Here is a 25,547-nt window from a genome sequence, read left to right on the forward strand (position 1 = left end):
TTCCGGTCCGGCCGGACATCGAATTCCCCGGCTCCCTCCTTTCCCACCCCTCCCCTCTCCTCTCCTCTCCTCCCCTTACGTATACGCGCAACTCGGGAGGCATCCACGATGGCCGACCGGCTGTGGGTATTCGACCAAGTCAGCGGGCTGAGGACCGTCCCGGCGGATAGAAGGCCGCCGGGACAGCCGGGACGAGGAGCGGTTCGTCTACGAAAGGGTCAGCGCCCGCGGCGAAATACCGGGCGGCGAAGGACGTCTTCGCCGGCAGATCCGGAAACTGTAGGAACTCCGGGCGGCAGACGCCGAGGACCTTCGCCAACTGCGGGAGGGCAACGAAGCCCTTGTCGGAGCACTTCACTCGGCGATGACGGAGAATCAGGCTCGACGCTGCTGGAGCTGCCCGATCCGCAGCCGCCCGCGCCGCCGGACCCGAAACTGCCGGCCCAATCGGCCTACCAGCAGATCATGGCGCTGTTCGCCTCGGCCGACGCGCCGCTGCGGGCGCGGCGGGTGTGCGAGGCGACGGACATGAAGATCGCGCCCAACAACATCAACAACACCCGCTTGTAGCTCAAGCGGCTGACCGAGCGCGGAATCCCGGTCGAGACCGAGCAGAGCTTGTTCGCCCAGCCGCGGCCGCAGCCGTAGCCGCCCGGCGACGCCGCGGCCGGCCGGCCTGCTCCTCCCGAAAGGGTGGAACAGACCTCAACTCATGTAACCCTCTCAGGACTGCAACTGGGCGAAGAGCGTCGCCAGGTCGATGAGGCCCCAGTGCTCGGTGAGCTTCCCGTCTGCCACCTTGAACATGCGGAGCTCCAGCACCTTGATCGATCGGCCGGTGGCGGGAGTGCCGTTGAAGGACCCGGTGTTCGTGCCGGTGAGGATGAAGTTGATCGCGAACCAATCGTCCTCGGCGACGACACGGACCGGCGTGGCGGCGAAGTCGGGGACCGCGTCGAGGAACGACGCCAGCACCGCGCGGGTCTCCTCGAGGCCGGTGGCGGTGCCGTCGGCGGCGTGGTTGCGGAAGTCCGGCGCGTACAGGGCGAACAGGGCGTCGAGGTCACGCAGGTTGACGAGCTTGACGTACTCATCGGCAATTCGGTGCAAGTCGGCGGTGGACGCTTGGGTTTCGACATTCGAGGAAGACATGTGCTTCTCCAATGTGGATGGACGGAGCGGCTCCGCCCCGGTGATGGACAGCGGAATCGGGTCGAACCGGCGGGTTGGACGAGCAGGGTCCGGCGATGGCGCCGGGCAGCGGCTGCTTCTTCTCGCGGAGGCGAAGCGCCCGGCCGGGGTGTGTCAGGCGGTGTGGGTGGGGTAGTCGGTGTAGCCGGCCGCGCCGCCGCCGTAGAAGGTGTCCGGGTCGGGGGTGTTCAGCGGCGCATCGGCGCGGACGCGTTCGACCAGGTCGGGGTTGGCGAGTGCCAGCGTGCCGACGGTGATGACGTCGGCGATGCCGTCTTCGACGTCCTTGGCGCGGGTGGCGATGTCGGTGCCGGCCCGGTTGAGGACGAGGGTGGTCGGCCACAACTTGCGGAGGGTGTGCAGGAGTTCGTCGTCGCCGCCGTGGAGGATGTGCAGGTAGGCGAGGTCGAGGGGGGCGAGGGCGCGTACGAGGGCGGGGTACAGCTCGTGGGTGTCGCTCTCGGCCATGTCATTGAAGGGGGTGGCGGGGGAGATACGGATGCCGGTGCGGCCGGCGCCGATCTCGTCGGCCACGGCGGTGGCGACCTCGACGGCGAAGCGGATGCGGTTCTCGATGGATCCGCCGTAACTGTCGGTGCGCTGGTTGGTGTTGGTGGAGAGGAACTGGTGCACGAGGTAGCCGTTGGCGCCGTGGATCTCGACGCCGTCGGCGCCGGCCGCGATGGCTGCCGCGGCGGCGCGGCGGAAGTCGTCGACCACGGCGGCGACTTCCTCGGTGGACAGTTCGCGCGGTACCGGCATCTCCTGGAGCCCGGACGCGGTGAACATCTCGCCCGCCGGCTGGACCGGGGAGGGGGCGACCGGCTGCCGGTGGTGCGGGGTGTTGTCGGGGTGGGACATCCGTCCGGCGTGCATGAGCTGGATGACGATGCGACCGTCGGCCTTGTGCACGGCGTCGGTGACCTTGCGCCAGCCGGCGATGTGCTCCTCGGTGTAGATGCCGGGGGTGAGCGGGTAGCCCTGGCCGTCGGCGCTGGGCTGAGTGCCCTCGGTGATGATGAAGGCGTGCGAGGCGCGCTGGGCGTAGTACTCGGCGTTCAGCTCGGTCGGCGCGCCGTTCAGGGTGGAGCGGTTCCGGGTCAGGGGGGCCATGGCCAGCCGGTGCGGCAGGGGGATCTCTCCGGCGACGATCGGGTTCCACAGGGTGTTCGACATGGATGTTTCCTCAGGTGAAGGGTGTGAGTGAGAGAGCTGCGGGGTGGCGTGGTGGCGGCCCGGCCTGCGGGCAGCGGGTAGCGGGCGCCATCGTGGTGCTGGGTTCCGACTGGTCGTACGGGAGGGGACTGTTCGTACGGGAGGGAGGACGCCGAGCGTGTCGGTCCTCCCTCGCACCGGAGTCGGAGCGGCGGTCAGCCGCGGTAGCGATCGGCCGGGACCCGCAGGGACAGGTTCGGTACGAGCGCCTGACGCGCCTTCTCGAACGACTCCCAGTCGCTGATGTCCGGCAGCGACAAGATGGTGACGGGCTCCCCGGCGTCGAGGCCGGCGAGCGCCGCGTCGACGGCGTCGTCCACGTTCATGACGATCTCGTCGGGAAACGTCTCGAGGTCGACACCGGAGCCGTCCCAGAGATCCGTGCGGACAGCGCCCGGCAGCACGGCCTGCACCGTGACGGGGCTCTCGGCGAGTTCCTGCTGCAGGGCCTGGGTGAACGTCAGCACGTAGCTCTTGGTGCCGCTGTAGACGGCGCTGATGGGCAGGATGTTGAGAGCCATGGCGGAGGAGACGTTCACGACGGTGCCGCGCCCGCGGGCCGTCAGGCCCGGCAGGACCGCGATGGTCAGCCTGGTCAGCGCTGTCACATTGAGGTTGATCAGCGCCTCGTAGGCCGCCGCGTCGGAGCCTGCCAGCGGCGTGAGCAGCGCACCGCCGGCGTTGTTGACCAGCATGTCGATGCTCTCGTCGGTCCGCAGACGCTCCTCGACCACGGAGATCTGCGCCGCATCGGTGAGGTCGGCGGCGACGATGTCCACCGCACGGCCCGTGCGGCTGCGGATGTCCGACGCCAGCGTTTCCAGCCGCGCGGCGTTCCGGGCCACCAGGATCAGGTCGTAGCCCCGGTCGGCAAGCCGCTGCGCATAGGCGGCACCCAGGCCGGCGGACGCACCGGTGACGACAGCGGTCTTGTTCTGCGTGGTCATGGGGTGGATCTCATTTCTGGTCCGGCGGATGAGCGGATGAGCAGGGGCCAGAGCGTCGGCCCCTCGCTTTAGATTACGGTAACTATCTAAAACCGTCCAGTCAACGGCCCGCGACGCCGCACGGAACGAGGTCCCTACTGCCGACCGCCCGACACTTCGCGTACGATAGATGCACTTAACTATCTAACGTGAGCAGGTGACTGATGAGTCGGGTTTCGCAAGCACAAGCGATCGAGAACCGCAGACGCGCGGTCGCCGCGGCCTCCCAGCTCTTCCGGGAGCGCGGCGTGAACGGCATCAGCGTCGCCGATCTGATGAAGTCCATCGGGCTGACCACGGGCGGCTTCTACAAGCAGTTCCCCTCCAAGGAGGCCCTGATCGCCGAGGCCGCCCAAGCCGCTTTCGGAGACGTTGACCTGCTCCTGGCTTCGTTCGACACGTCCCACGGCGATCACGACACCGCGCGCGCGGCCCTCGTCGACTACTACCTGTCGGCCGACCACCGTGACCAGCCCGGCACCGGCTGTCCCACCGCGGGATTCGCAGGGGACATGGCTCGCGAGCCCGCAGCCGGGGAGGTACGCGAAACGTACGCGGCCGGAGTCCAGGACTTCGCCGCATGGATGTCCACCGACACCAACGACGGCCTTCCCCTGGTGGCCACCCTGGTCGGCGCGATCCTGCTCGCCCGCGCCACGGCCGGCACAGAACTGTCGGAGAAGATCCTGGAGTCGACCCACACAGCCCTGACCGCACCACACGGACCTTGACCCGAAATCACGCGCACGGACTGTGCGGCTGGGGCCGAACGCCACGCGGTCAAGCACCCTCCGGAATCCCAGCGGCACGCGGTGCCGGTAGCCCTCCGGCCGCCCTCCCCACCCCTCCAGCGATGCCGGAATGGGCAGCAACGGCGGGATGACCTGCCATTTGGCCTCCGCCAAGTCGCAGGCGTAACACCGCACGAGCTCCGGCCCGTCCGCCACGTTGCCGAACCGGTGCGCGAGGCAGTCACACGACAGGGACGGCGAGTGGGACTCCACGCACGCGAGCGCGAAAGACTGCGGCAACGGTCTCCTGGTGACCGGTTACGCACTCCGAACCGCCGAGAGAACCTGCTGTCATGCGCCGTCTGATCCCGGATGGACGTCGACGGAGTGGAGCCAGGATCATCCTGGCTCCACTCAGTGGTGCGGGCGTGTCACTGGAACTGTGCGAAGAACCTCCAGATCTCTGCTTTCGTCCAGGTGGCGACGCCGCTTTCGCCGGAGGAGCCGTCGACCGGACCGGGTATGTGGCCTCCGTCGAACGCGGCCCATTGGACCGGGTATCCGGCGCGACAGCCCGAGTAGGTGGTGGTGATGTGCGTTCGGCTGCCCGGGGCGGGCTCGCGCGGGCTCTGGGCAGTGCAGCCGTTGTTGGCGACGAACTTGTCGCGCAGGGACCGTCCTTGCGCGATGCCGAGGACGTTGTCGCTGATGCCGTGGATTCCGAAGTAGGCGATGGGCTGGGTGCCGCCGCTGCACCCGCTGATCTGAGCGCCGGACATGACCGCGACGGCCCTGAAGACGTTCGCCCGGCTGCATGCGAGTGCGTAGCTCATACCGCCGCCCCAGCTGAATCCCGTGGCGAAACGCTGTGCCGGGTTGACACAGAGGCCGCCCTCGATTCGCCGGATCATGTCGTCGACGAAGGTGATGTCCTCACCACCCGCATTGGCCCAGCCGTTGCCGAGCCCCTGGGGGGCGACGAGGATCGCGCCGTTGTTCGACTGTTCCTGCTGGCCGTAGTAGGACCACGCGTTCCCGCTCGTGCCGCCCGAAGCGACGTCGCCGGCGGTTCCGCCCCGCCAGTGGAACGCGAAGATCAGCCGGTAGGGGTGGCTGTTGTCGTAGTTGGCGGGAACCCTGAGGATGAAGCTGCGGCTCTTGCCGCCGCTCTGAATCGTGTGCGTACCGCTCGCCAGAGTCGGGGTGCTGCCGCATCCGCCGCCACCGCCACCGCCACCGCCACCGGACGACAGCTTGATCATCTGCCATTGCTGGTTGGCGCCGCCCCAGTCGGAGTACTGGACGACGTTGCCGCCATCGGCGGTGGAGGCGCCCTGCACCTCCACCGCCTTGCCGCTGGTGCGGTTGATCAGCCGGACGTGGCCCGCGTCGGAGTCGGCCAGGCGGAACTGCTGGTTGGCCCCGTTGTGGTCGGCCCACTGCTGGATCGCGGCACCGTCTGCGGTCGAGGCGCCGGCCACGTCGAGGACCTTGCCCGAATGCCGGGCCTTGAGGCGGTAGAAGCCGTCGCCGGAGTCCACGAACTGCCACTGCTGGTTGGCTCCGTCGCCGCGCGTCCACTGGCCGGCCCGCGCGCCGTCGGCGGTGGACGAGCCGGAGACGTCCAGCGCCTTGCCGCTGTTGCGATTGACCAGGACATACCAGGCATTGGTGTCCACCGTCGCCGCCTCGGCGGGCGCCGGATTCACCGCGGCGAGCATGCCGATCGCGAGGGTCGCCGCCACCACGGCGGCGATCCGGGACCACCAGCGATGTCGTCGTGGAGGGGCGGGGGAAGCCGCACCGTAGGTCTTCATCGATTCACCCTTTCGTTTGTGACAGGTCCCATCAGGTGCGGGTCCAGCGTTGGTTGCTGCCGTTCGAGCAGGAGTAGAGCTGGATCAGGGTGCCGTTGGCGGTGCCGCTTGCGACGGCGTCGAGGCAGAGGCCGGACTGGACGCCGACGATGGATCCGTCGGAGTTGAGGCGCCATTTCTGGTTGTCGGCGCCCCAGCAGCCGTAGATCTGGACTTTGGTGCCGTTGCCGGTGCCGCCGGCGTCCAGGCACTTGTTGCCGTAGACCCTGAGCTCGCCGGCGGCGGTGTACGTCCACTGCTGGTTGCTGCCGTTGCCGCAGTCCCACAGGTTGAGCTGGGTGCCGTCGGTCGTACTGGTGCCGGGAACGTCCAGGCAGCGGCCCGACCCGACGCCCTTGATCTGTCCGGAATCCGAAGGGGGCGTGGAGGTGCCGCCATTGAGTGCGTTGAGGACGGCGGTGTAGGCGGGCTTCTTACTGCCGTCGCCGTTGAACAGCAGCGGCGTGTCCCCCGGTCGCCAGGAGTCGGTGTCGCGCACACCCCAGACGGTGATGCCGAGACAGCGCGAGACGGCAAGGCAGTCGTTGGTCACGCTGGCGTAGGTCGTGGCCGAGGCGCCCTGGATGTCGAGTTCGGTGATGGCCACGTCGACGCCGAGGGCGGCGAAGTTCTGCAGTGTGGTGCGGAAGTTGCTGTTGTAGGGGCTGCCGCTGTTGAAGTGCGACTGGAAGCCGACGCAGTCGATCGGCACGCCGCGCTGCTTGAAGTCCCGGACCATGGCGTACATGGCCTGGGTTTTGGCCCAGGTCCAGTTCTCGACGTTGTAGTCGTTGTAGCAGAGCTTGGCGGCCGGGTCGGCGGCGCGCGCGGTGCGGAAGGCGACCTCGATCCAGTCGTTGCCGGTGCGCTGGAGGTTGGAGTCGCGCCGGGCTCCCGAACTGCCGTCGGCGAAGGCCTCGTTCACGACGTCCCACTGGGCGATCTTGCCCTTGTAGTGGGCCATCACGCCGTTGATGTGGCCGATCATCGCCTGGCGCAGCGTGCTGCCGCTGAGGCTCTGCATCCAGCCGGGCTGCTGGGAGTGCCAGGCCAGGGTGTGGCCGCGCACCTGCTTGCCGTTCTGCACCGCCCAGTTGTAGACGCGGTCACCGGCGGTGAAGTTGAACTGGCCGCGCTGCGGCTCGGTGGCGTCGATCTTCATCTCGTTCTCGGCCGTCACCGAGTTGAACTCACGGCCCGCGATCGTCGTGTACGCCGAGTCGCCCAGCCTGCCCGAGGCGATGGCGGTGCCGAAGTAGCGGCCGCTCTGCGCCGCCGCGGCGCCGAGCGTGTTCTCGGCGGCCTGTGCGGTCGGCGGCGCGACCAGTGCGGCGGCCGCACCGAGGACGCCGACGACCAGCGCCAACAGCATGCCGCGGATCTTCCGGCGAATGGCGGGTCCGGGAAGGGCATACAAGCCCATGACTGTGCCTCCAAGGTAGAAATCACGGAAGGACTGAAGCGCAGGGGAATGCGTCGTCCGCCCCCACTCGGCAGACGGACGGGGCGGTCCGGGGCCCGGGCAGCACGGAATCACCGGACACCACGGTCATGGGACCGTGACGATCTCAACCGGCACGGGCGTCACCCGTCACCCGCCGGCCGTCGGGTGACGTACGGCGGGCGGCGCCGGTGTTTCGACACAGGCATGGGCGTACTCCATCGCAGCTCAGCCGGGGGACCGCCACGCGGCGTCGCGTACCTCTCCAACTGCGCGAAGAGCCAGGATGCGCTGGTGCGAACCTCACCGGAACGAAACGGGGTGGCGCAGGTGCTCTGTGCGCGGATCTGTCGTGCGGCTGTGCGTGGATCTGTCGTGCGGCTGTGCGTGGATCTGCCGTGCAGCACAGATTGCCCAGGGCCGACGTAGCTCGATATCTCGAACTACGGCCGGTTCTCAGACTGGGAGATTGAAGTATTGACGATGCATCGTCAATACTCACCGCAGAAGAAGTTTCGGTTCTTCGTCCGAAACATTCGGAATCCCGGCGAGCCGGACGGTGGACCCCGGCGCCGCCGCCGGCGGAGCTCGTAGGGCCGGGGCCGGGGCCGGGACGAGTGTGCGGACGCCGCTTACTCAACTCCTCTCCTCTGCGTGGACGCCTTGGAGTGGCGAGCGGGTATCGCAGACTCCGGAGCGTTTCCGGTCGACGTGACAGCTCGCCAAGCCCGAAGGGGAGGCGCTATTTGTGGACAGATCGGCGACAGGCCTTGACCAGAGGGCCCCACATTCCTAGCTTGTGGCGTCGAAGCATCCGGGAATTCTTCGAATGTTTCGAGATTGGTCCCTCCCCCGGCACGTCCGCTCCGCGGTTCATCGGAGTCACCTCACCCCCGCCCCCCAAGGAGGCCCTCTGATGTGGTTTCGCCACCCTTCCCCGGTCCGTCGCAGACGCCTACTCGCCGTCCTCGCACCCTTGCTGCTCGTGGCTACCTTCCTCGGCGCCCAGCCCGCCGCCGCGGCGACCGTAGACCCCAACGCCTCGTATGTGCTGGTCAACCGCAACAGCGGCAAGGCCCTGGACGTCTACAACATGGCGACCGACGACGGCGCCCGCATCACTCAGTGGTCCAGGAACGACCAGGCCCAACAGCAGTGGCAGTTCGTCGATTCCGGGGGCGGCTACTACCGCATCAAGTCCCGCCAGTCGGGCAAGGTGCTGGACGTCCACAACTGGTCCACCGCGAATGGCGGCGCGATCGTCCAGTGGACCGACCTGAACGCCACCAACCAGCAGTGGCGGCTGGCCGACAGCTCGGACGGCTACGTGAGGCTCATCTCGCGCCACAGCAACAAGGCCCTCGAAGTGCAAGGCGCCTCCACCGCCGACAGCGCGAACATCGTCCAGTACGACGACTGGGGCGGCACAAACCAGCAGTGGCAGCTCGTCAAGGTCGGCGGCGACACCTCCGGCCCGTGCGATCTTCCGTCGACCTATCGCTGGACATCAACGGGCGCGCTGGCGCAGCCCAAGCAGGGATGGGTCTCGCTCAAGGACTTCACCGTCGTCCCCTACAACGGCAGGCAACTCGTCTATGCGACGACGCACGACACGGGGACGAGTTGGGGTTCGATGAACTTCGGCCTGTTCACCAATTGGTCGGAGATGGCCTCGGCCAGTCAGAACACGATGTCGTCCTCCACCGTCGCGCCCACGCTCTTCTACTTCGCGCCGAAGAACATCTGGGTGCTCGCCTACCAGTGGGGCGGGACCGCCTTCTCCTACCGGACGTCGAGCGACCCCACCAACCCGAATGGCTGGTCATCCCAGCAGGTGCTCTTCTCCGGAAGCATCTCCGGCTCCGGAACGGGACCCATCGACCAGACGCTCATCGGTGACGGGACGAACATGTACCTGTTCTTCGCCGGTGACAACGGCAAGATCTACCGGGCCAGTATGCCGATCGGGAACTTCCCGGGCAGCTTCGGCACGACCTCGACAGTGATCATGAGCGATACGACGAACAACCTGTTCGAAGCCCCGCAGGTCTACAAGCTGCAGGGCCAGAACCGCTACCTCATGATCGTCGAGGCGATCGGCTCGCAGGGCCGCTACTTCCGCTCGTTCACGGCCACCAGTCTGAACGGCTCATGGACACCCCAGGCCGCGACCGAGAGCAATCCCTTCGCCGGCAAGGCCAACAGTGGCGCCACCTGGACCAACGACATCAGCCACGGCGAACTGATCCGCACCAGCGCCGATCAGACCATGACCGTCGATCCCTGCCATCTGCAGTTGCTCTACCAGGGGCGCAGCCCCGACTCCGGCGGCGACTACGGCCTCCTGCCCTACCGTCCGGGTCTGCTGACACTGCAGCGTTGACGGCGTGACACCGATCCGGCTCCGGTAGGGAGCCGGCGTGGCGGGCTCGGCGGAAGGCCGAGCCCGCCCGGGTCACGCGACCATCTCAGCGCTCATACGGCGACGGAGCGCGGGGTCGGGCAACGCTCACCAGCCCGAGGGCCATCCCGTAACGCGGTGCCGCCGCCGGTGGCGCTTGCCAACGGTCCAGGCGCACCGGGTCGCCTGGTGCGCTGCGGCGGACGAGCCGGGCTTCGGTGATGTGGGTGAACATCGCCTCGGCCGCACCGCTCGGGTCGCGGGCGGCGACGCGCTCGTACACGCGGCGATGGCCGCGGTTGGAGGCGACGCACATGGCGCGCTCGGGCCGGCCCATGTACCGCGCGGTGTCGACGACCTGGCTCTCCAGCGCGCGGACCACCCCACGGGCGATGCGGTGTCCCGACGCCTGCATGATGACGTCATGGAAGGGGACCCAGCTCGCCCGGCGCGTCCGGTGAAGGGAATCCGCGCCTGACGAGTGTCTGGTCTGTCCTGTGCCGATCGCAAAGTTGGTTGATCTTTGAGTGCCCAGGTAGTGGGCATGGACAAGTCCAGAGGGACAGTGGCCTCCCGGTCCGCACCGATGCGAGTTCTCACCCAACGCATCGTCGCGAAACCAGCCAGGAGGCTCCACTGGCGGCCATACCAAGCCGGGGCAGTAGTGCCCTGATCGCGGCTCATGCCGAGGGAGGTGTCTGCGGCGGAGTCGTGCCATCCCGCAGAGAACCCTTCGCCCCAAGGGGCCTCGCCCATGAACGCCGGTCCGGGCGGCCCGAGGGCGACCGGATACAGTGCGCGAGACCGCAGCCTGGTTTGTGAGGGGAAGCGTGACCGACACCAGCGACACCCGACCCGCCGACAGCGAAGCGCAGGCGCCACGGCAGAGCCGGTTGCACCGCCTGATGCGCTACATCCCGCTGGTCGCCCCTGTCCTTCTGTGGGCCGTGCCGTACTGGGTGCTCCTGCACACCGGCCAGCACTGGCCCCTGCCCGTCACGCTCGCCGGCACCGCCCTGTTCGCCCTCGGCCTCGTCGGCATGCCGCTCGCGATGACGCGCGGCCACGGCCGGCGCCAGCAGGACCGGGCGGCGATCGTCGGTGACACCCTGCTGGGCGCCAGCTGGGTCCTGTTCACCTGGTCCGTTCTACTCGGCGTCCTGCTACGGCTCGCCCTGACCGTGGCCGGCGTCGGCGAGGGCCAGGACCGGGCCCGAATCGTCACTTGGGCCGTCCTCGGCGTAACCGCCGTACTGCTCGCCTGGGGGTACGCCGAGGCCCGCCGCGTGCCACGCGTGCGCCGACTCGACGTGCAACTCCCGCGCCTGGGTGCAGGGTTGGACGGCATCCGCGTCGCCCTCATCACCGACACCCACTACGGCCCCCTCGACCGCGCCCGCTGGTCGGCCCAGGTGTGCGAAACGGTGAACACCCTGAAGGCCGACCTGGTCTGCCACACCGGCGACATCGCGGACGGCACGGCCGAACGCCGCCGCGCCCAGGCCGCCCCGCTCGCTACCGTGCAGGCGACTCGTGCCCGGGTCTACGTCACCGGCAACCACGAGTACTACAGCGAGGCCCAGGGCTGGGTCGACCTGATGGACGAGCTGGGCTGGGAACCGCTGCGCAACCGCCATCTGCTGCTCGAACGCGGAGGCGACACCCTCGTCGTCGCCGGCGTGGACGACGTCACCGCCGAGTCCTCCGGCCTGGCCGGCCACCGCGCCAACCTCGCCGGAGCCTTGAACGGCGCCGACCCCGACCTCCCCGTCCTGCTCCTGGCACACCAGCCCAAGTTCATCGACCGGGCCGCAGCCGACGGCATCGACCTCCAGCTCTCCGGCCACACCCACGGCGGCCAGATCTGGCCCTTCCACCACCTGGTCCGCATCGACCAGCCCGCCCTCGCCGGCCTCAGCCACCACGGCACCCGCACCCTCCTCTACACCAGCCGCGGCACCGGCTTCTGGGGCCCGCCATTCCGCATCTTCGCCCCCAGCGAGATCACCCTGCTCGTGCTCCGCTCCCCGCACCTGCCCACCTCGCCGTAGCACTGGGCGGGCCGACACCTCGTGCGGAGCGACGGCACGGGCGAGGAGCCGAGCGTCCTCGTCGTCCAGCTCCCGCACCTCCATGGCCGCCAGCTTCTCCCAGTGACCCTCGACAGGATCGTCGTGTCCGGTGAGGAGCATGACCACGGGCTCGCTGCGCAGCCGACGCGCGACGAAGGCCAGGCACCGTGCGGACGGCTCGTCGAGCCACTGAGCGTCGTCGGCGACGATGAGCACCGGCCGTTCCCGGGCCAGCTCCCCGACGAGCGTCAGCACGGCCACACCGATCAGAAACCGGTCCGCCACGTCGCCGCTCATCCCGAGCGCCCCGTTCAGGGCCTTGGCCTGCGGCTCCGGGAGTGCGCTGATCCGCTCCGTCACCGGCCACAGCAATTCGTGCAGCGCGGCGAACGTCAGCCCCGACTCCAGGCGAGTGCCCCCGCACCGCAAGACGGTGAAGTCCACGGCGGCTGACTCGGCCACGTATTCGAGGAGGGCGGTCTTACCGATGCCGGGTTCACCCCACAACATCATGGTCGCTCCGGATCCCTGACGGGCACCGTCAACGATACACAAAGCCACTACCGGCCAACCGAGTTCAACGACACCAGGCCAAATCTTGACGGACACGGTGACGGACACGGTGACGGATCCGCTGCCATCCCTTCATCAGTAGCGTCGGATACGTGATCAGCGCATTCGCGAGACTGCCCTACGCCGTCGGCCCGACAACCCGACGGCATCAGCACGCTCCGCCATGTCGTTCCCGTCCGGGACTTCGACAGACAACTCCGCACACTCAGCGGGGCGTTTGATGGTGATTCGCGCTGGCTGCTTCAGCACGCTTGCCGCATCCGTCGCCAACACGCATGGCCTGAAATGCTTGGAAGCTCCCTGCCGGAGGAGAGCTTCCATGCCCACTCGGCAGGCGGTTCGTGGGGTGATATCCGCTTTGTCGGTGACGTTGAGGCAGGGCGCTGGTCGCGGGTTTCGGGCGGCTACTGCTTCCTGGAGAAGCTGCCGGCGTCAGCCTCGGTGAGGACGTCGAGCCTGACGAGGCGTTTCAGCTTGGCACGGGTGCCTTCGATGTTCTTCGGCAGCAGTTCGTGGCCGAGGGCTTCGCACATACCACGGGCCCGGAGGGGGCCCGTGACCTCGCTGAAGGCGGCGAGGATGCGGGGGGGGCAGTCCGGATACTCGGGCAGGTGTCGGGCGCGGCGTCTGGGCCGGGAGGCGGTCCGCGAGAGCAGTGATGGTCTTCGGGGTGATCCTCAAGCGTTCGCCATCGCCGGCGCGGCGCGCTCACCTGCCGCACACACTGCGCCCCGTTCTCCGCCGTGACGTCCCCGGCTGAGGGCGTGCGCCGGCGCTCGACCGGTAGGCCGCCACACGGTCCCCCTCACCTCGGAACTCGCTTGCGGTCTCTCGGTCACCCCGATAGGATTACGATCGTAAGTTAATGAAGTCGCCCTCCCGGTGATGGCGCTCGTGACCGGCGAGTCCCGGGCCCGGAAGGGGGGCCGCACAGCCCCTGCCCCGTGGTGGCGTCCGAGGCAAAGCAAGTCATCACCGGCAGCTACTGATCCCGCCGTGACCGTGACGGGCGGCGCAGACCGCACCGACGCAAGACAAGCAAGGAGAAGTCATCGTGAGCACCAATGTCACCCCGAACGAACCCGTCGTCACCTCCTACGCGCATGCCCCGGCCCGCACCGTCAGCGCCGGCGGCGTCACCTACGCCTACCGCGAGCTGGGACCGAAGGGCGGTATCCCCGTCGTCTTCTTCGTCCACCTCGCCGCGACCCTGGACAACTGGGACCCCCGCATCATCGACCCCATCGCCAGAGGCCGTCACGTCATCACCTTCGACAACCGCGGTGTCGGAGCCTCCACCGGCCAGGTGCCGGACAGCGTCGAGGCCATGGCCGACGACGCCTACACCTTCATCTCGGCGCTCGGCTTCGACAAGATCGACATCTTCTCCTTCTCGCTGGGCGGCTTCGTCGCCCAGGCCCTGGTGGTGAAGCACCCCGAACTCGTCCGCAAACTCGTCCTCACCGGCACCGGGCCCAAGGGCGGCAAGGACATCGAGAAGGTGGTCGCCACCACGTACTGGGACACACTGCGCGCCACCGTGACCCGGTCGGACCCCAAGGAATTCCTGTTCTTCAACCGCGACTCCGCCGGCAAGGCCGCCGCGCGCGCATTCGTCGACCGGCTCAAGGAGCGCACCGTCGACCGCGACGCGGAGATCAAGGTCAAGGCGTTCCAGACGCAGCTGAAGGCGATCAAGAAGTGGGGGCTCTCCACCCCCGACGACCTGTCGAAGATCACCCACCCCACGCTGATCGCCAACGGCGACAACGACCGCATGGTCCCCACCAACCTCTCCGAGGACCTGCACCGGCGCATCAAGGACAGCGAACTGATCATCTACCCCGACTCCGGTCACGGCGGCATCTTCCAGTACTACAAGGAGTTCGCCCCCGTCGCGGTCGAGTTCCTCGCCCGATGACCACCACCTGACCAGGAAAAGAAAGGCAACACCATGAGCACGCCACCGGCCGCCCTCCAACTGGACGTGAAGAAGCACTTCACCTCCTCGATCCTGTTGTGGGTGCGCACCGACCAGCCCCGCCAGACCGGCATGGACTACTGGAAGGGCCCGCACTCGGGGATCATCTCCGCCACCCCGGGCCTGGAGGAGTACCGCCAGATCCACCTCGCCGAACACAACCCCGGCCTGTGGCCGGCCACCGACGGAGTGGAGACCTCGATCCCCGCCGACCGGAAGATCGACGGCATCGCGGAAGTCACCTTCCGATCGGCCCTCGCGCCCTCACAGGGGCGCAAGCAGACGAAGCTGGCCTACCAGGACGAGATCAACGTCTTCCGCCGCACCCTGCTCTACGCCGGCCCGCCGAACTCATCGCGCTGGTACGACGTCGCAGGCCCGGAAGAAAAGGCCGGTGCCCGCGTCCTGGTCTACCTGCGCCGCCGAGACGGGGCCGGCGCAGGCGAGCTCCGGAAGTTCATCAAGAACCAGCTCGTCCCCGCACTGGCCGGCACCGCAGTGCTGAAGGAGCTGCGCACACAGACGTTCCTGCCCTGGATCGAAAAGCTCTGGGACACCCCGAACGTCGCCCACGACAACCCCCACGACCAGCACTTCCACGCCTCACTCAGTCTCGGGTTCACCGACACCACAGCACGGGACGCCTTCCTCAGCAGCAACGTCATCCAGGACCTGTCCCACCAGCTGGCACCGCTGGTCTCCGCGATCCACGCCTACGACGTCACCGCCGCTCTCACCTACGTCAAGAACGGCGAGATCCTCCCGCACTACCAGGAGTGAGCGGCAACGGCCGGAAGCAAGACCGCCGGACCTGCTCGGTAACCCATCCGCCCCAGGTGTCTCCGTCCCACTGACGCCCGGTCCCATCCGATATCCCTCACGCATCTGGAGCCGACCATGAGCGAGCAGAGCACCATCCACTACGAGCGCACCTCGCCCCAGGTCGCGAAGATCACCTTCGCCAACCCGCCCGCCAACATCATCGTCGGCGAGACCGTCCTGCGCCTCATCCAGATCGTCGAGGAACTGGCCACCGACCCGGACATCCAGGTCGTGGTGTTCGACAGCGCCACCCCCGACTTCTTCTACAACCACTTCGACCTGGCCGCCGCCGCCGACTTCCCCGCCCCCGAGGACGAGAAGGCAGTGCCGGTCTGGACGAACCTGGTCCTGGAACTCTCCAAAGCGCCCTACATCACCATCGCGTCCATCCGCGGACGCACCCGCGGCGGCGGGAACGAGCTCGCCCTGGCCCTCGATCTGCGGTACGCCAGCCGGGAGAAGGCAATCTTCGGGCAGCCGGAAGTCGGCAGCGGACTGCTCCCCGGCGGTGGCGGCAGCGAACGCCTCCCGCGCGCCATCGGGCGGGACCGCGCCCTGGAAGCCATCCTCACCAGCGACGACTACGACGCCGACACCGCCGAACGCTGGGGCTGGATCACCCGTGCCCTCCCCGACAGCGAACTCGACGCCTTCGTCGACACGATCGTCGGCCGGCTCGCCTCCTTCGACCGCACCTCACTCGCCTCGGCCAAAGCCCAGATCAACCGGGCCTCCCTGCCCCCGGACGCGGATCTGATCGCCGCCTACGGCGAGTTCGCCCACTCCCTCACCCTCCCCGGGTTCCTCGCCCGCGCCGCCGGCACGCAGGCCATCGTCGAGCAGGCCGGCATCGACTTCGAGTACCGCCTCGGGCAGTACATCGGCATCGCCAACCAGCAACTCTGACACCCCAGCACGCCGGAAGTGCCTTGGCGGTCGCTGGACGAACTACACCGGATGAGGCTCGACGAAGTGCTCATCGAGCACGGCCTGACCGAGTTCACCGGCACCGACCGGGCCGAACTCGTCAACGCCTGGCACCGCCTGAGCCCATGAGCAGGTCCGCAAGACCAAACGGATGCCCGGATGACCGGCTGACGTCGCCACCAGCACATCGACCTGACCGCGCGCGACAAGCGGACGCAGCAGTGACCTGAAAGGAATACCACCATGGGAACCAGTGCAGAAGCACAGCAGTTCGCGGAGTTCCTCGCGAGCACGAACGCGAGGGCGGCCACACCCGGCCTCGACCTGGCCGTCATCCGCGACATCGTCGACTCGAACCACAAGGCGTCGACCGAGCCGGAAGGCGTCACCTACGCCGAGGTGGACGCCGGCGGCGTCCCCGCCCTGTGGGCCATCCCGGAGGGCGCCGACCCCGACAAGGCGCTGCTTCACTTCCACTTCGGCGGATCGGTCACCGCCTCGATGCACTCGGACCGCAAGGCCGCGGGCCACATCGCGAAAGCGGCCGGAGCCCGCTCCCTCGTGGTGGACTTCCGTCTGGCGCCCGAACATCCCTACCCCGCCCAGCTCGACGACGCCGAGACGGCCTACCGGTGGCTGCTCTCCCAGGGCTACGAGCCGCGGAACATCGGCAGCACGGGCCACTCGATCGGCGGCACGCTCGCCGTGATGCTGCCGCTGCGTCTGCTCGCCAAGGGCGAGGCGACCCCGGGTGCGATCGTCAGCGTCTCGCCGTGGACCGACCTCACCATCCAGAACGCGTCGGTCGACGCGAACGAGGACAACGACAAGATGCTCAGCCGGGGCACACTGGAGCTCTTCCGGGGAGCCTGGCTGCAGGACCCCGCAGTGGACTTCACCGACCCGCAGATCAGCCTCGTGAACGCCGACCTGACCGGTCTGCCGCCCACGACCGTCCACTACGGCGAGTACGAGACCCTCGCCGACGACGGCGCCCAGCTCGGCCGCCGCCTCGCGGACTTCAAGGTCACCTCCGAAGTCCACCCGATGCCCGAGGGACAGCACTCGTTCGTCCTGGGCGCGGGGCGCGTACCCGAGGTTGACCAGGCGATCCAGCAGATGGGTCAGTGGCTCCGCAAGCACCTCGGCGCCTGAACAGAAGAACCCTCGTAGTCGTCGGTGGTCCTCCGCACGGAGGACCACCGGCTTCTGTGCCCAGACCAGTCCCGACTCCCGAGCACGGTCAGCCGTGCGTAACGGTCCGTTCCGAGTCCTTCCGCATCGTCGTCGGCAGGCGGGCCCGGACGCCCTCCCCGATCGCCGGGGGCCGCGTCCGCCTGCCGACGCGGCCCCCGGACGAGGAGGCGTGGACCGGCTCGGTCCGCTTCGCACGCGTTTGAGCACCGCCCGGGGCAGCCGAATCGGGCACGGCCGACCACATCCCGGTGGCGTCCACGAAACCCCCAATCGGGCACGTCCGCAGCGTTGCTTCGGAAGGACGTCCCGAGCAGCACAACCCGGCGAAGGAGACGACTGATGACTGAGAAGGCCACGCCCGGTGCCCTGCACGGCCCCGGCCTGACCGACGTTCGCGACATGGTCATGGCACATGACGCGTTCCGTCGTGCCCTGCGCTCCGGTGCGTCTCTGGTGAGCGCGGTCAACGAGGGTGACCGTAAACGGGCCGGCGTGGTCGCCGGCCACCTGGAGTTGATGCTCGGCCTGCTGGTCCACCATCACGAGGGCGAGGACGCGTTGCTGTGGCCCATGCTGCTGCAGCGTGTGCCCGAGGAACTGGCTCCCCTGGTGCGCCTGATGCAGTCCCAGCACGAAGCGGTGCACGGGATGCTCGACGAGGTCACCGCCCTGATTCCGCCCTGGCGAGTCAACCCCACCAGCGCGACCCGCAATCGGCTGGCCGACCGCGTCGATCATCTCCTCGTCCTGCTGGAGGAGCATCTGCACGACGAGGAGAAGCATCTCCTGCCGGTCGCCGCACGCACCGTCACCCAGCCCGAGTGGGACGCTGTCGCCGAACGCAACCTCAAGAGCCTGCCGCCCTCCAAGGCCCCCATGGTCTTCGGCCTGTTCATGGAGGTCGGTGACCCGGAGATCATCGCGCAGCAACTCGTCAAGGCGCCTGCGCCTATCCGTCTGCTGCTGCGCCTCACCGCCCGCCCCGCCTGGCGTCGCTACCAGGCCCGCGTTTTCGACGCCTGACGATCGCCCGGCCGCATCGACCACAGCGGCAAGCGGAGCGGGCGCCGCCCCACGCGAGTCCGAGACGGCGTCTGCCCCGATGGGCCACCGGCCGCCGCCCCTCATCGTTCGGGGTCGGCGGTCGGGTTGGCGTGGGTCAGGGTCTTCGACTGTTGGTGGTTTTGTTGCGGTTTCCTGTGTGAATCGGGTGGTGGCACAGGGGTGCGTGTCTTTGTGTGATGGTCGGTCGTTAGGTCGATCGGATACGGGGTGTGCCCGGTGCGGAGCCGTGTGGGAGGGGGTGGTGGGTGTGGGCCGGTTGATGGCGACAGCTCCATGTACCGCCTTCCGTGGCATGGTCGAGGGCAGTGATGAGCAGGTCGGGGCACGTCTGCTGCATCAGCGGGTGTCGTTCCTGACCGGGCTGTGCGGGGATCTCACCCGGCAGCTGGTGGCTGCCCGGTGGGACGTGGACTGTCTGGATGTGCTGGCCGCCGGGGTCGACGGGCAGGGCGAGCGGTTGCCGTCCAAGGGGTGGATGGCGCTGCGGCGTCTGGGCTGGGCGCAGAGCGCCGCGGCGGCTGGAGGCGTGTATGTGTCGGACCGGGTGCGGCGGGCGGCGGAGGAGTACGCGGCCCGCATGCTGCGGCTGGCCCTGCACCGGCGCACCCTGATCGCGGCGATCCTGGCCGCCTGGCCCGCCGATCCGCGCCGGCGCACCGCGGCGGAGTGGACGGCGCTGCGGGCCGCGCTGCCCGCAGGTGCCGGCAACGCCGAGATCCGTAACCGTACCCGGCAGGTGAGCGGCTATGTGCGCGAGCACGGGCGGCTTCCGGTGGGGTTGTGTGAGCTGGAGGACCCGCCCGAGGTGGCGGGGCTGGTGGTGCTGGCGGCGATGGACCGTCAGCAGGTCACCTTGGTCCGGGTGGACGAGGTCACGGCCCGGCTGCGGGTGAAACTCCCGCTGTGCGCGGCACCGGCCTCGGGGCGGGACTGGGCCTGGCATGTGATCGACATCCGGCTGCCGGGCACCGTGCCACCTGATGCGGTGCTGCACACCCCGCCCCTGCGCCCCACGCGTGGTGGGCGGATCGCGGTGGACCTTCCCCATTCTCGCCCCGCCCCCACTGCCTCAGCTTCCGGGCACCGGGTGGCGGTGGGGTTCGACTGGGGCGTCAACACCCTGCTCACCGGCACGGTGGGCCGCCTGTCCGGCCAGGGCGAGACGGCGCGGGTGGTCACCTACGGCCGCCCCCTGATCTTCGACGCCACCGCGGTCAGTGCGAAACTGCACCGGCTGCGCGGCCACCGCGAACACCTCGCCGCCAAACGCGACCACTACCAGCACCTCGCCGACGGATACGGTTCCCCGCACCTGGCCCGGGCCGAACTCCTGGACCGGGCGGCCGTGCTTCAGGTGGAGCATCAGCGGGTGTGCGCGCGGATCCGGCACCTCAACCAGGCACTGGCCTGGTCGGCGGCCCGCTGGGCCATCGACCAGAGCACCGCACTCGGCGCCACCGTCATCTACCTGGAAGACCTCACTACCCTGGAAGCCCGCGGGCGCAGGCGCGGTAACGCCCGGTTGTCCGGGCAGGTCCGCGGCACCGTCGCCGACGCGATCCGGCACCTGGCCACCAAGGCGGGGATCGCGGTGGTCACCGTCCCGGCCCGCGGCACCTCCGCCCAATGCCCCGGATGCCTGCACCCACTCGGCCACCACCCCGCCCCCGACCGGCTCGAGGAGCGGGGCCGGAGCTGGGCCCACTGCGCCCGCTGTGGGCTGTCCATGGACCGTGACCATGCCGCAGCCCGGCGGATCGTCGCACGCGGCCTGCTCGCCCAGTCCCACACCGTCACCGAGCGCGCCACCGGCACCCGCACCATCCGCACCACCGTGGAAGGCACCGTCCGCCCGGTACGCCGACCGAAGAAGACCACCCGCCGCCTGCGCCGCGCCCGCCAGGCACATACGGCCCCACCCCGGCCGCGCGGGCCGAAGACCACCCCCGGCAAGAGCCGCCCCACCCCCAGCAGACCGATCGGCCCCCACCGGCGGCGCGCCCCACGCGCCGCCGGACAACCCGTCACAGCCCCGGCCTTGGCCGCGTCTGTGGCGGTGAAGACTTCCCGCCGTATGCCCGAAGTGCGTACGGTTCCCGCCACCACCCCCACCGGGGTGGTCCAGCGTCCGGCGGGGCATGACACACAGACACCAGCCGCACTTCCCGGGCCGGAGTCAGGTCATGGAGTACCCGCCCCACCCCACCCGGAGCCTCCTCCGGCAGGGCGGGAGCGGCTCTCCCGCGGAACCTGTCGGCGGCGTACCCATGCCGCCGAGCGGACCGGCTTCCACCACCTGAACGCCACCGAAGTCCACACCCTCACCCCGAGGTTCGGACCCCACCCCGGCGACAGACGGCCACACCGCGCCCGAAAAGCCTGAAACCCACAGGCACACACAGAGTTCCAGAGACGCTGCTCTACCTTCTGGACCGGGCTGGTCCTCCCGTTCGTAGGGTGAGGACACCCAGGGGTATCGGGTGATCCGGCCGTCGGGGAACTCGTCCTGGACTGGGACACCCTCACCGCCAACACCGATCCCGACCAGCATCTGACCGTGTGGACCGCCGAGCCCGGCTCCCCCACCCACGAGCGGCTGAGCATCCTCGCCTCCTGGGCCACCGACCAGAACCTGCCAGCGTCCCGGCCGCTCACCTGACGCCGTCAGAGACGGCTGAGGTCGGGCGCGCCCACGGGCTTGGGCGGTCGCCGCTGGTGCAACACGGCTGACGACTGGGACCGCGCCGACCGCGGCCCTTGTCCCGCCGTGCCCGGGTGCGACCCGCCCCGCGGTCGGTGCGGGGTGTCAACCCCGCCGCGCGCGCGGTGAAAGCCGCGGGAGGCGACCGGACACGCCCTCAAGGAAATCCGATGCAAGTCCTACTCGGAGATGAAGAGTTTTCTCCTATGGCCCGTATTCGCGGTCAGGAAAACCAAGGGGGGACAAAACTCTCCCAGTCACAGCCGTTACTCGTGATGCAAAACTTCCCGCATCGACGGCCGCAGCAAGACGTGCGGTCGCCAGGTATGCGGCGACGACGATCTCATCTCCTGTCGTGCCGCTCCGTATGGCCGGTCCGTCCGTGATGCGAAGGCATACAAATGTCTATTGACCTCCCTGAATCTGCTGTTCCACCCCCCACCGGATCCGGAGAGTCCCCCTCGACGCCCACTCGGCGCGCCTTCATCGCCACCAGTACCGCGGTCGGCGGCGCCGTCGTTGCCGGCGGCGCGATCGGAGGATCCCTCCTCGCCGGGCCGGAGGAGGCGAGCGCCGCTGACGCGTCGCCGTCCAGCCGTGTCTCTCTGACGGTCAACGGCACCCGCCGGACCGTGACGGTCGACAACCGCACCTCGCTGCTGGACCTGCTGCGCGAGCACTTCGACCTCACCGGCTCCAAGAAGGGCTGTAACGCGGGTGCCTGCGGTGCGTGCACCGTGCTCGTCAGCGGCCATCGGGTCAACTCCTGCCTGACACTCGCCGTCCGGCTGGAGGGCGCCGAGGTCACGACCATCGAGGGCCTGGCCAAGGGCGACAAACTGCACCCGCTGCAGCAGGCGTTCATCGACGAGGACGCCTTCCAGTGCGGCTACTGCACCCCGGGCCAGATCCTCTCCGGTGTCGGCTGCATCCAGGAGGGCCACACCGGTTCGCCGGAGGAGATCCGGGAGTGGATGAGCGGCAACATCTGCCGCTGCGGCTGCTACGTCAAGATCGTGCGCGCGGTCGAGCAGACCGCCGCCCGGAAGTAAGGAGCAGCCCACCATGCATCCCTTCTCCTACACCCGCGTCTCCGACACCCGGCAAGCTCTCAACGCCGCTCGCGCAGGCGGGCGTTACATCGCCGGTGGCACCACACTCGTCGACCTGATGCGCGAGACCGTCGAGCGTCCCGACACCCTGGTCGACATCTCCGCTCTGCCGCTGGACGAGATCACCGTCACCGAGCGCGGGGGCCTGCGGATCGGTGCGCTGGTGACCATGTCCGAGGCCGCCGCCCATCCCAAGGTGCGCACCCTTTATCCCGTCGTCTCGCAGGCCCTGGAGCTGAGCGCTTCGGCCCAGCTCCGCAACATGGCCACCATCGGCGGCAACATCATGCAACGCACCCGCTGCACCTATTTCCGTGACGTGACCGCCGACTGCAACAAGCGTCAGCCGGGCTCGGGTTGTGCCGCGCGGGAGGGCGTCAACCGTACGCACGCGATCCTCGGCACCTCCGACGCCTGCGTGGCCACCCATCCGTCCGACGTCGCCGTGGCGTTCGCCGCGCTGGAGGCGACCGTGCGTCTGCTGGGCCCGGATGGGAAGCGCGGTGTACCTTTCGCCGACTTCCTGCTGCGGCCCGGTCGTACTCCCGATCGTGAACAGGCCCTCCGGAAGGGCGAGTTGATCACGTCGGTGGAGATCCCCGCCCTTCCACAACCGCTGAAGTCCGGCTATCTGAAGGTGCGCGACCGGCAGTCCTACGAGTTCGCCCTGACCTCGGCCGCTGTCGCGCTGCACATGCGCGGCGGCGTGATACGGGAGGCGAAGGTCGCCGCCGGTGGTGTGGGGACCGTGCCGTGGAAGCTGCCCGAGGTCGAGCGGGCCCTCATCGGCCGACGCCCCTCGGACGCACTGTGGACGGCAGCCGCGGAGAAGGCGGCGGAAGGGGCACGCCCGCTCACGCACAACCGCTTCAAGGTCGCGCTGCTGAGGCGGACCGTCGAGCGCCAGCTGCGCATCGTAGGAGGTACGAAGTGAGCCCCCAGCCGCAGGCAGCCGTGGGCGCGCCACTGTCGAGGGTGGACGGCCGGCTGAAAGTCACCGGCCAGGCGACGTACGCCGCCGAGCACGAGGTCGACGGAGTGGTGCACGCCGTCATCGTGGACGCGAGCATCGGTCGCGGCCGTGTCACGGGCGTCGACGCGGATGCCGCGCTCGCCCACCCGGAGGTGCTGCGGGTGATCCATCACCGCAACGCGCCGACGCTGCCGTACCGCGACAATCCGGGGTCGAACAATCTGCCCGGCCGCAAGTTGCGTGTGTTCCAGGACGACCGGGTGCTCTTCCACGGCCAGCCGGTCGCCGTCGTGGTGGCCACCACCCTGGAGGCCGCGCAGCACGGCGCGAGCCTGGTCAAGGTCGAGTACGACGCCGAAGACCCCTCGACCGACCTGCACGAGGCCGAGCCGGGCCCACCGGACAACTACGCGCGCGGCGACGTGGAAGCCGGGCTGCGGGACGCGGCCGTACGGCTGGACCTGACGTACCAGCTGGCGCGCAATCATCACAACCCGATGGAGCCGCACGCCACCATCGCCCGCTGGGACGGCAACCGGCTCACCGTGTGGGACAAGAGCCAGTGGGTGGCGGGCGGCACTCAGACGGAGCTCTCCACGGTGTTCGATGTGCCGCTGGACTCCGTGCGCGTCATCAACCCCTTCGTCGGGGGCGCATTCGGCAGCGGGCTGCGCTGCTGGCCGCACACCGTGGTCGCCGCGCTGGCCGCCCGGGAGACCGCCCGTCCGGTCAAGCTGGTTCTGACCCGCAGGCAGATGTACTTCGGCACCGGCTTCCGGCCCTCCTACGACTACCGGCTGAGCCTCGGCGGCGACCGGAACGGCCGCCTGGTCGCCGCGGACCACCGCATCGAGGCGGAGACCTCGTCGTACGAGACGTTCACCGAGGCAGTCATGTCGCCCGGCCAGATGCTCTACAGCACGCCCGGCGTCCGCCAGGCGTATCGGACGGTGCCGCTGGATGTGAACAGCCCGATCTGGATGCGTGGTCCCGGTGCTGCCACGGGGGTCTACGCCGTGGAGTCGGCCATGGACGAACTCGCCCATGAGCTCGGCATGGATCCGATCGAACTGCGCCGGCGCAACGAGCCGGCCCAGGATCCGTCGAACAACACGCCGTTCTCCACGCGCCGGCTGCTCGAGTGCTACACGGTCGGTGCCCGCGAGTTCGGCTGGCAGCGGCGCAACCAGAAGCCACGCTCAAGGCGTGATGGCGACTGGCTGATCGGCATGGGCATGGCCGCGGGTGTCTACCACACCGCGGTTGCCCCGGCCCAGTCCCGGGCCCGCCTGAACGCCGACGGCACGGCGGTGGTCGAGTCCGCCACCAGCGACATGGGCCCGGGAACCTACACCGCCCAGACCCAGGTCGCCGCCGACGCGCTGGGGCTCGCCGTGCGCGCGGTCACCTACCGGCTCGGCGACTCCCTGTATCCGCAGACTCCGCCGCACGGCGGCTCGATGACCATGGCCAGCGTCGGCTCCGCCACCCTCGATGTCTGCAACCAGCTGCGTCGGCAGGCGATCCGACTGGCTGTCGAGGATGAGGAATCGCCACTGTACGGGGTGCCGGCCGACGAGGTTGTGGTCCGGGGCGCCCGACTGCATGTGCAGGGCAATCCGGCACGCGGTGAGACGTACCAGCGGCTGCTGACCCGCAACAACCGCGACCGCCTCGAAGCAAGCACGTCTTTCTCCCCGCCGCAGGGGGAGAGGCGCTCCATCAGCGCCTACAGCGCTGTGTTCGCCGAGGTTGCGGTGGATTCGACGCTGGGCCTGGTGCGGGTGCGGCGGATGCTCGCCGTGTACGACGCGGGCCGCATCATCAGCCCCAAGCTGGCGGACAGCCAGGCCCTCGGCGGCATGGTGGGCGGCATCGGCGCGGCCCTGCTGGAGCACACTGCCACCGACCACCGCGACGGCCGGATCGTCAACGCCAACCTCGCCGACTACCTGGTCCCGGTCAACGCCGACGTCCCCGATCTCCGGGCGATCTACCTCGACGGGGAGGACTACGACGCCGACCCCCTCGGTGTGAAGGGCCTCGCCGAACTCGTGATCGTCGGCGTGGCGCCCGCCATCGGCAACGCGGTCTTCAACGCCACCGGCCGCCGCGTCCGCGAAATCCCCATCACGGCAGAGGCGTTGCTCTGACGACCCGCGCTCCGGTCGGCCGGCGGCTCACCGGCCGGAGCGCCCACCGAGGTGTCCGGCAGCAGGTCATCCCCCGTTTCCGCTGCCGGAACCTCCAGGGCCGCCGCCGCGCAGAGCGCCGCTCTCCGGCGACGCGGCGGCGGCCCGCTC

General features: G+C 69.1%; 19 protein-coding genes and 2 pseudogenes. 13 read left to right on the top strand and 8 right to left on the bottom strand.

Features of this window, described 5'->3' with window-relative positions:
- Positions 1 to 723 precede the first annotated feature (723 nt).
- From OG622_RS11540 to OG622_RS11550, 3 genes are all read right to left on the bottom strand, one after another.
- Positions 724 to 1,110 (bottom strand): ester cyclase, encoded by a 387-nt coding sequence (locus OG622_RS11540; protein WP_371575469.1) that lies wholly within the window; start codon positions 1,108 to 1,110, stop codon positions 724 to 726.
- Positions 1,111 to 1,305: 195 nt separating this feature from the next.
- The gene (locus OG622_RS11545; RefSeq protein WP_371575470.1) at positions 1,306 to 2,367 is read right to left on the bottom strand and encodes an alkene reductase; all 1,062 of its coding nucleotides are present in this window, start codon (positions 2,365 to 2,367) and stop codon (positions 1,306 to 1,308) included.
- A 194-nt stretch (positions 2,368 to 2,561) separates the two neighbouring features.
- Positions 2,562 to 3,353: an SDR family NAD(P)-dependent oxidoreductase gene (locus OG622_RS11550; RefSeq protein ID WP_371575472.1), complete on the bottom strand. Its 792-nt coding sequence runs from the start codon at positions 3,351 to 3,353 to the stop codon at positions 2,562 to 2,564.
- Positions 3,354 to 3,556: 203 nt separating this feature from the next.
- Between OG622_RS11550 and OG622_RS11555 the strand changes: the two genes are divergently transcribed.
- Positions 3,557 to 4,123 carry a TetR/AcrR family transcriptional regulator gene (locus OG622_RS11555; protein WP_371575474.1) on the top strand — a complete coding sequence of 189 codons (567 nt, stop codon included), beginning with the start codon at positions 3,557 to 3,559 and terminating at the stop codon, positions 4,121 to 4,123.
- Positions 4,124 to 4,554: 431 nt separating this feature from the next.
- On the opposite strand, the gene OG622_RS11560 is transcribed toward OG622_RS11555, so the two are convergent.
- The gene (locus tag OG622_RS11560; protein WP_371575476.1) at positions 4,555 to 5,940 is read right to left on the bottom strand and encodes an RICIN domain-containing protein; all 1,386 of its coding nucleotides are present in this window, start codon (positions 5,938 to 5,940) and stop codon (positions 4,555 to 4,557) included.
- A gap of 31 nt (positions 5,941 to 5,971) precedes the next feature.
- Positions 5,972 to 7,402, bottom strand: a complete 1,431-nt coding sequence (locus OG622_RS11565; protein ID WP_371575478.1) for an endo-1,4-beta-xylanase — start codon at positions 7,400 to 7,402, stop codon at positions 5,972 to 5,974.
- A gap of 934 nt (positions 7,403 to 8,336) precedes the next feature.
- Between OG622_RS11565 and OG622_RS11570 the strand changes: the two genes are divergently transcribed.
- A complete protein-coding gene (locus OG622_RS11570; RefSeq protein ID WP_371575479.1) occupies positions 8,337 to 9,803 on the top strand; it encodes a non-reducing end alpha-L-arabinofuranosidase family hydrolase in 1,467 nt (488 codons plus the stop codon).
- 85 nt (positions 9,804 to 9,888) lie between these two features.
- Here the strand turns inward: OG622_RS11570 and OG622_RS11575 are convergent, their stop codons facing one another.
- Positions 9,889 to 10,539 carry an FCD domain-containing protein gene (locus OG622_RS11575; protein ID WP_371575480.1) on the bottom strand — a complete coding sequence of 217 codons (651 nt, stop codon included), beginning with the start codon at positions 10,537 to 10,539 and terminating at the stop codon, positions 9,889 to 9,891.
- A 112-nt stretch (positions 10,540 to 10,651) separates the two neighbouring features.
- Between OG622_RS11575 and OG622_RS11580 the strand changes: the two genes are divergently transcribed.
- Positions 10,652 to 11,872, top strand: a complete 1,221-nt coding sequence (locus tag OG622_RS11580; RefSeq protein ID WP_371575481.1) for a metallophosphoesterase — start codon at positions 10,652 to 10,654, stop codon at positions 11,870 to 11,872.
- A gap of 198 nt (positions 11,873 to 12,070) precedes the next feature.
- Here OG622_RS11580 and OG622_RS11585 read toward each other — a convergent pair.
- Together OG622_RS11585 and OG622_RS11590 are read right to left on the bottom strand one after the other, a co-directional pair.
- Positions 12,071 to 12,406, bottom strand: a pseudogene (locus tag OG622_RS11585) (AAA family ATPase); the annotation flags it as partial.
- Positions 12,407 to 12,870: 464 nt separating this feature from the next.
- Positions 12,871 to 12,999 carry a hypothetical protein gene (locus OG622_RS11590; protein ID WP_371575482.1) on the bottom strand — a complete coding sequence of 43 codons (129 nt, stop codon included), beginning with the start codon at positions 12,997 to 12,999 and terminating at the stop codon, positions 12,871 to 12,873.
- A 521-nt stretch (positions 13,000 to 13,520) separates the two neighbouring features.
- Between OG622_RS11590 and OG622_RS11595 the strand changes: the two genes are divergently transcribed.
- The 10 genes and pseudogenes from OG622_RS11595 (at position 13,521) to OG622_RS11640 (ending at position 25,397) form a co-directional block, all read left to right on the top strand.
- A complete protein-coding gene (locus OG622_RS11595) occupies positions 13,521 to 14,387 on the top strand; it encodes an alpha/beta fold hydrolase (protein ID WP_371575484.1) in 867 nt (288 codons plus the stop codon).
- Between the two features lie 33 nt (positions 14,388 to 14,420).
- Positions 14,421 to 15,227, top strand: coding sequence for a strictosidine synthase (locus tag OG622_RS11600; protein WP_371575485.1), 807 nt, complete (start codon positions 14,421 to 14,423; stop codon positions 15,225 to 15,227).
- 117 nt (positions 15,228 to 15,344) lie between these two features.
- Positions 15,345 to 16,175, top strand: coding sequence for an enoyl-CoA hydratase/isomerase family protein (locus OG622_RS11605; RefSeq protein WP_371575487.1), 831 nt, complete (start codon positions 15,345 to 15,347; stop codon positions 16,173 to 16,175).
- 264 nt (positions 16,176 to 16,439) lie between these two features.
- The gene (locus OG622_RS11610; protein ID WP_371575489.1) at positions 16,440 to 17,351 is read left to right on the top strand and encodes an alpha/beta hydrolase; all 912 of its coding nucleotides are present in this window, start codon (positions 16,440 to 16,442) and stop codon (positions 17,349 to 17,351) included.
- A gap of 381 nt (positions 17,352 to 17,732) precedes the next feature.
- Positions 17,733 to 18,416: a hemerythrin domain-containing protein gene (locus OG622_RS11615; protein ID WP_371575490.1), complete on the top strand. Its 684-nt coding sequence runs from the start codon at positions 17,733 to 17,735 to the stop codon at positions 18,414 to 18,416.
- Between the two features lie 301 nt (positions 18,417 to 18,717).
- Positions 18,718 to 20,841, top strand: a complete 2,124-nt coding sequence (locus OG622_RS11620) for a zinc ribbon domain-containing protein (RefSeq protein ID WP_371575492.1) — start codon at positions 18,718 to 18,720, stop codon at positions 20,839 to 20,841.
- 102 nt (positions 20,842 to 20,943) lie between these two features.
- A pseudogene (locus tag OG622_RS11625) lies at positions 20,944 to 21,117 on the top strand (transcriptional regulator); the annotation flags it as partial.
- Positions 21,118 to 21,560: 443 nt separating this feature from the next.
- Positions 21,561 to 22,211: a (2Fe-2S)-binding protein gene (locus OG622_RS11630; RefSeq protein WP_371575494.1), complete on the top strand. Its 651-nt coding sequence runs from the start codon at positions 21,561 to 21,563 to the stop codon at positions 22,209 to 22,211.
- 13 nt (positions 22,212 to 22,224) lie between these two features.
- Positions 22,225 to 23,205, top strand: coding sequence for a xanthine dehydrogenase family protein subunit M (locus tag OG622_RS11635; RefSeq protein ID WP_371575496.1), 981 nt, complete (start codon positions 22,225 to 22,227; stop codon positions 23,203 to 23,205).
- Positions 23,202 to 25,397, top strand: a complete 2,196-nt coding sequence (locus OG622_RS11640) for a xanthine dehydrogenase family protein molybdopterin-binding subunit (protein WP_371575498.1) — start codon at positions 23,202 to 23,204, stop codon at positions 25,395 to 25,397. Before OG622_RS11635 ends, OG622_RS11640 begins: the two co-directional genes overlap by 4 nt.
- Positions 25,398 to 25,547 lie beyond the last annotated feature (150 nt).

The sequence above is a fragment of the Streptomyces sp. NBC_01314 genome (genome assembly GCF_041435215.1).
Lineage (GTDB): Bacteria > Actinomycetota > Actinomycetes > Streptomycetales > Streptomycetaceae > Streptomyces.

Excerpts from the sequence above, each read along its gene's own strand:
- OG622_RS11590 (WP_371575482.1), bottom strand. The coding sequence starts at position 12,999 with ATGTGCGAAGCCCTCGGCCACGAACTGCTGCCGAAGAACATCGAAGGC.
- OG622_RS11560 (WP_371575476.1), bottom strand. The coding sequence starts at position 5,940 with ATGAAGACCTACGGTGCGGCTTCCCCCGCCCCTCCACGACGACATCGC.
- OG622_RS11600 (WP_371575485.1), top strand. The coding sequence starts at position 14,421 with ATGAGCACGCCACCGGCCGCCCTCCAACTGGACGTGAAGAAGCACTTC.
- OG622_RS11630 (WP_371575494.1), top strand. The coding sequence starts at position 21,561 with ATGTCTATTGACCTCCCTGAATCTGCTGTTCCACCCCCCACCGGATCC.
- OG622_RS11635 (WP_371575496.1), top strand. The coding sequence starts at position 22,225 with ATGCATCCCTTCTCCTACACCCGCGTCTCCGACACCCGGCAAGCTCTC.
- OG622_RS11620 (WP_371575492.1), top strand. The coding sequence starts at position 18,718 with ATGGCGACAGCTCCATGTACCGCCTTCCGTGGCATGGTCGAGGGCAGT.
- OG622_RS11575 (WP_371575480.1), bottom strand. The coding sequence starts at position 10,539 with ATGGCACGACTCCGCCGCAGACACCTCCCTCGGCATGAGCCGCGATCA.
- OG622_RS11550 (WP_371575472.1), bottom strand. The coding sequence starts at position 3,353 with ATGACCACGCAGAACAAGACCGCTGTCGTCACCGGTGCGTCCGCCGGC.
- OG622_RS11610 (WP_371575489.1), top strand. The coding sequence starts at position 16,440 with ATGGGAACCAGTGCAGAAGCACAGCAGTTCGCGGAGTTCCTCGCGAGC.
- OG622_RS11570 (WP_371575479.1), top strand. The coding sequence starts at position 8,337 with ATGTGGTTTCGCCACCCTTCCCCGGTCCGTCGCAGACGCCTACTCGCC.
- OG622_RS11565 (WP_371575478.1), bottom strand. The coding sequence starts at position 7,402 with ATGGGCTTGTATGCCCTTCCCGGACCCGCCATTCGCCGGAAGATCCGC.
- OG622_RS11545 (WP_371575470.1), bottom strand. The coding sequence starts at position 2,367 with ATGTCGAACACCCTGTGGAACCCGATCGTCGCCGGAGAGATCCCCCTG.
- OG622_RS11555 (WP_371575474.1), top strand. The coding sequence starts at position 3,557 with ATGAGTCGGGTTTCGCAAGCACAAGCGATCGAGAACCGCAGACGCGCG.
- OG622_RS11605 (WP_371575487.1), top strand. The coding sequence starts at position 15,345 with ATGAGCGAGCAGAGCACCATCCACTACGAGCGCACCTCGCCCCAGGTC.
- OG622_RS11615 (WP_371575490.1), top strand. The coding sequence starts at position 17,733 with ATGACTGAGAAGGCCACGCCCGGTGCCCTGCACGGCCCCGGCCTGACC.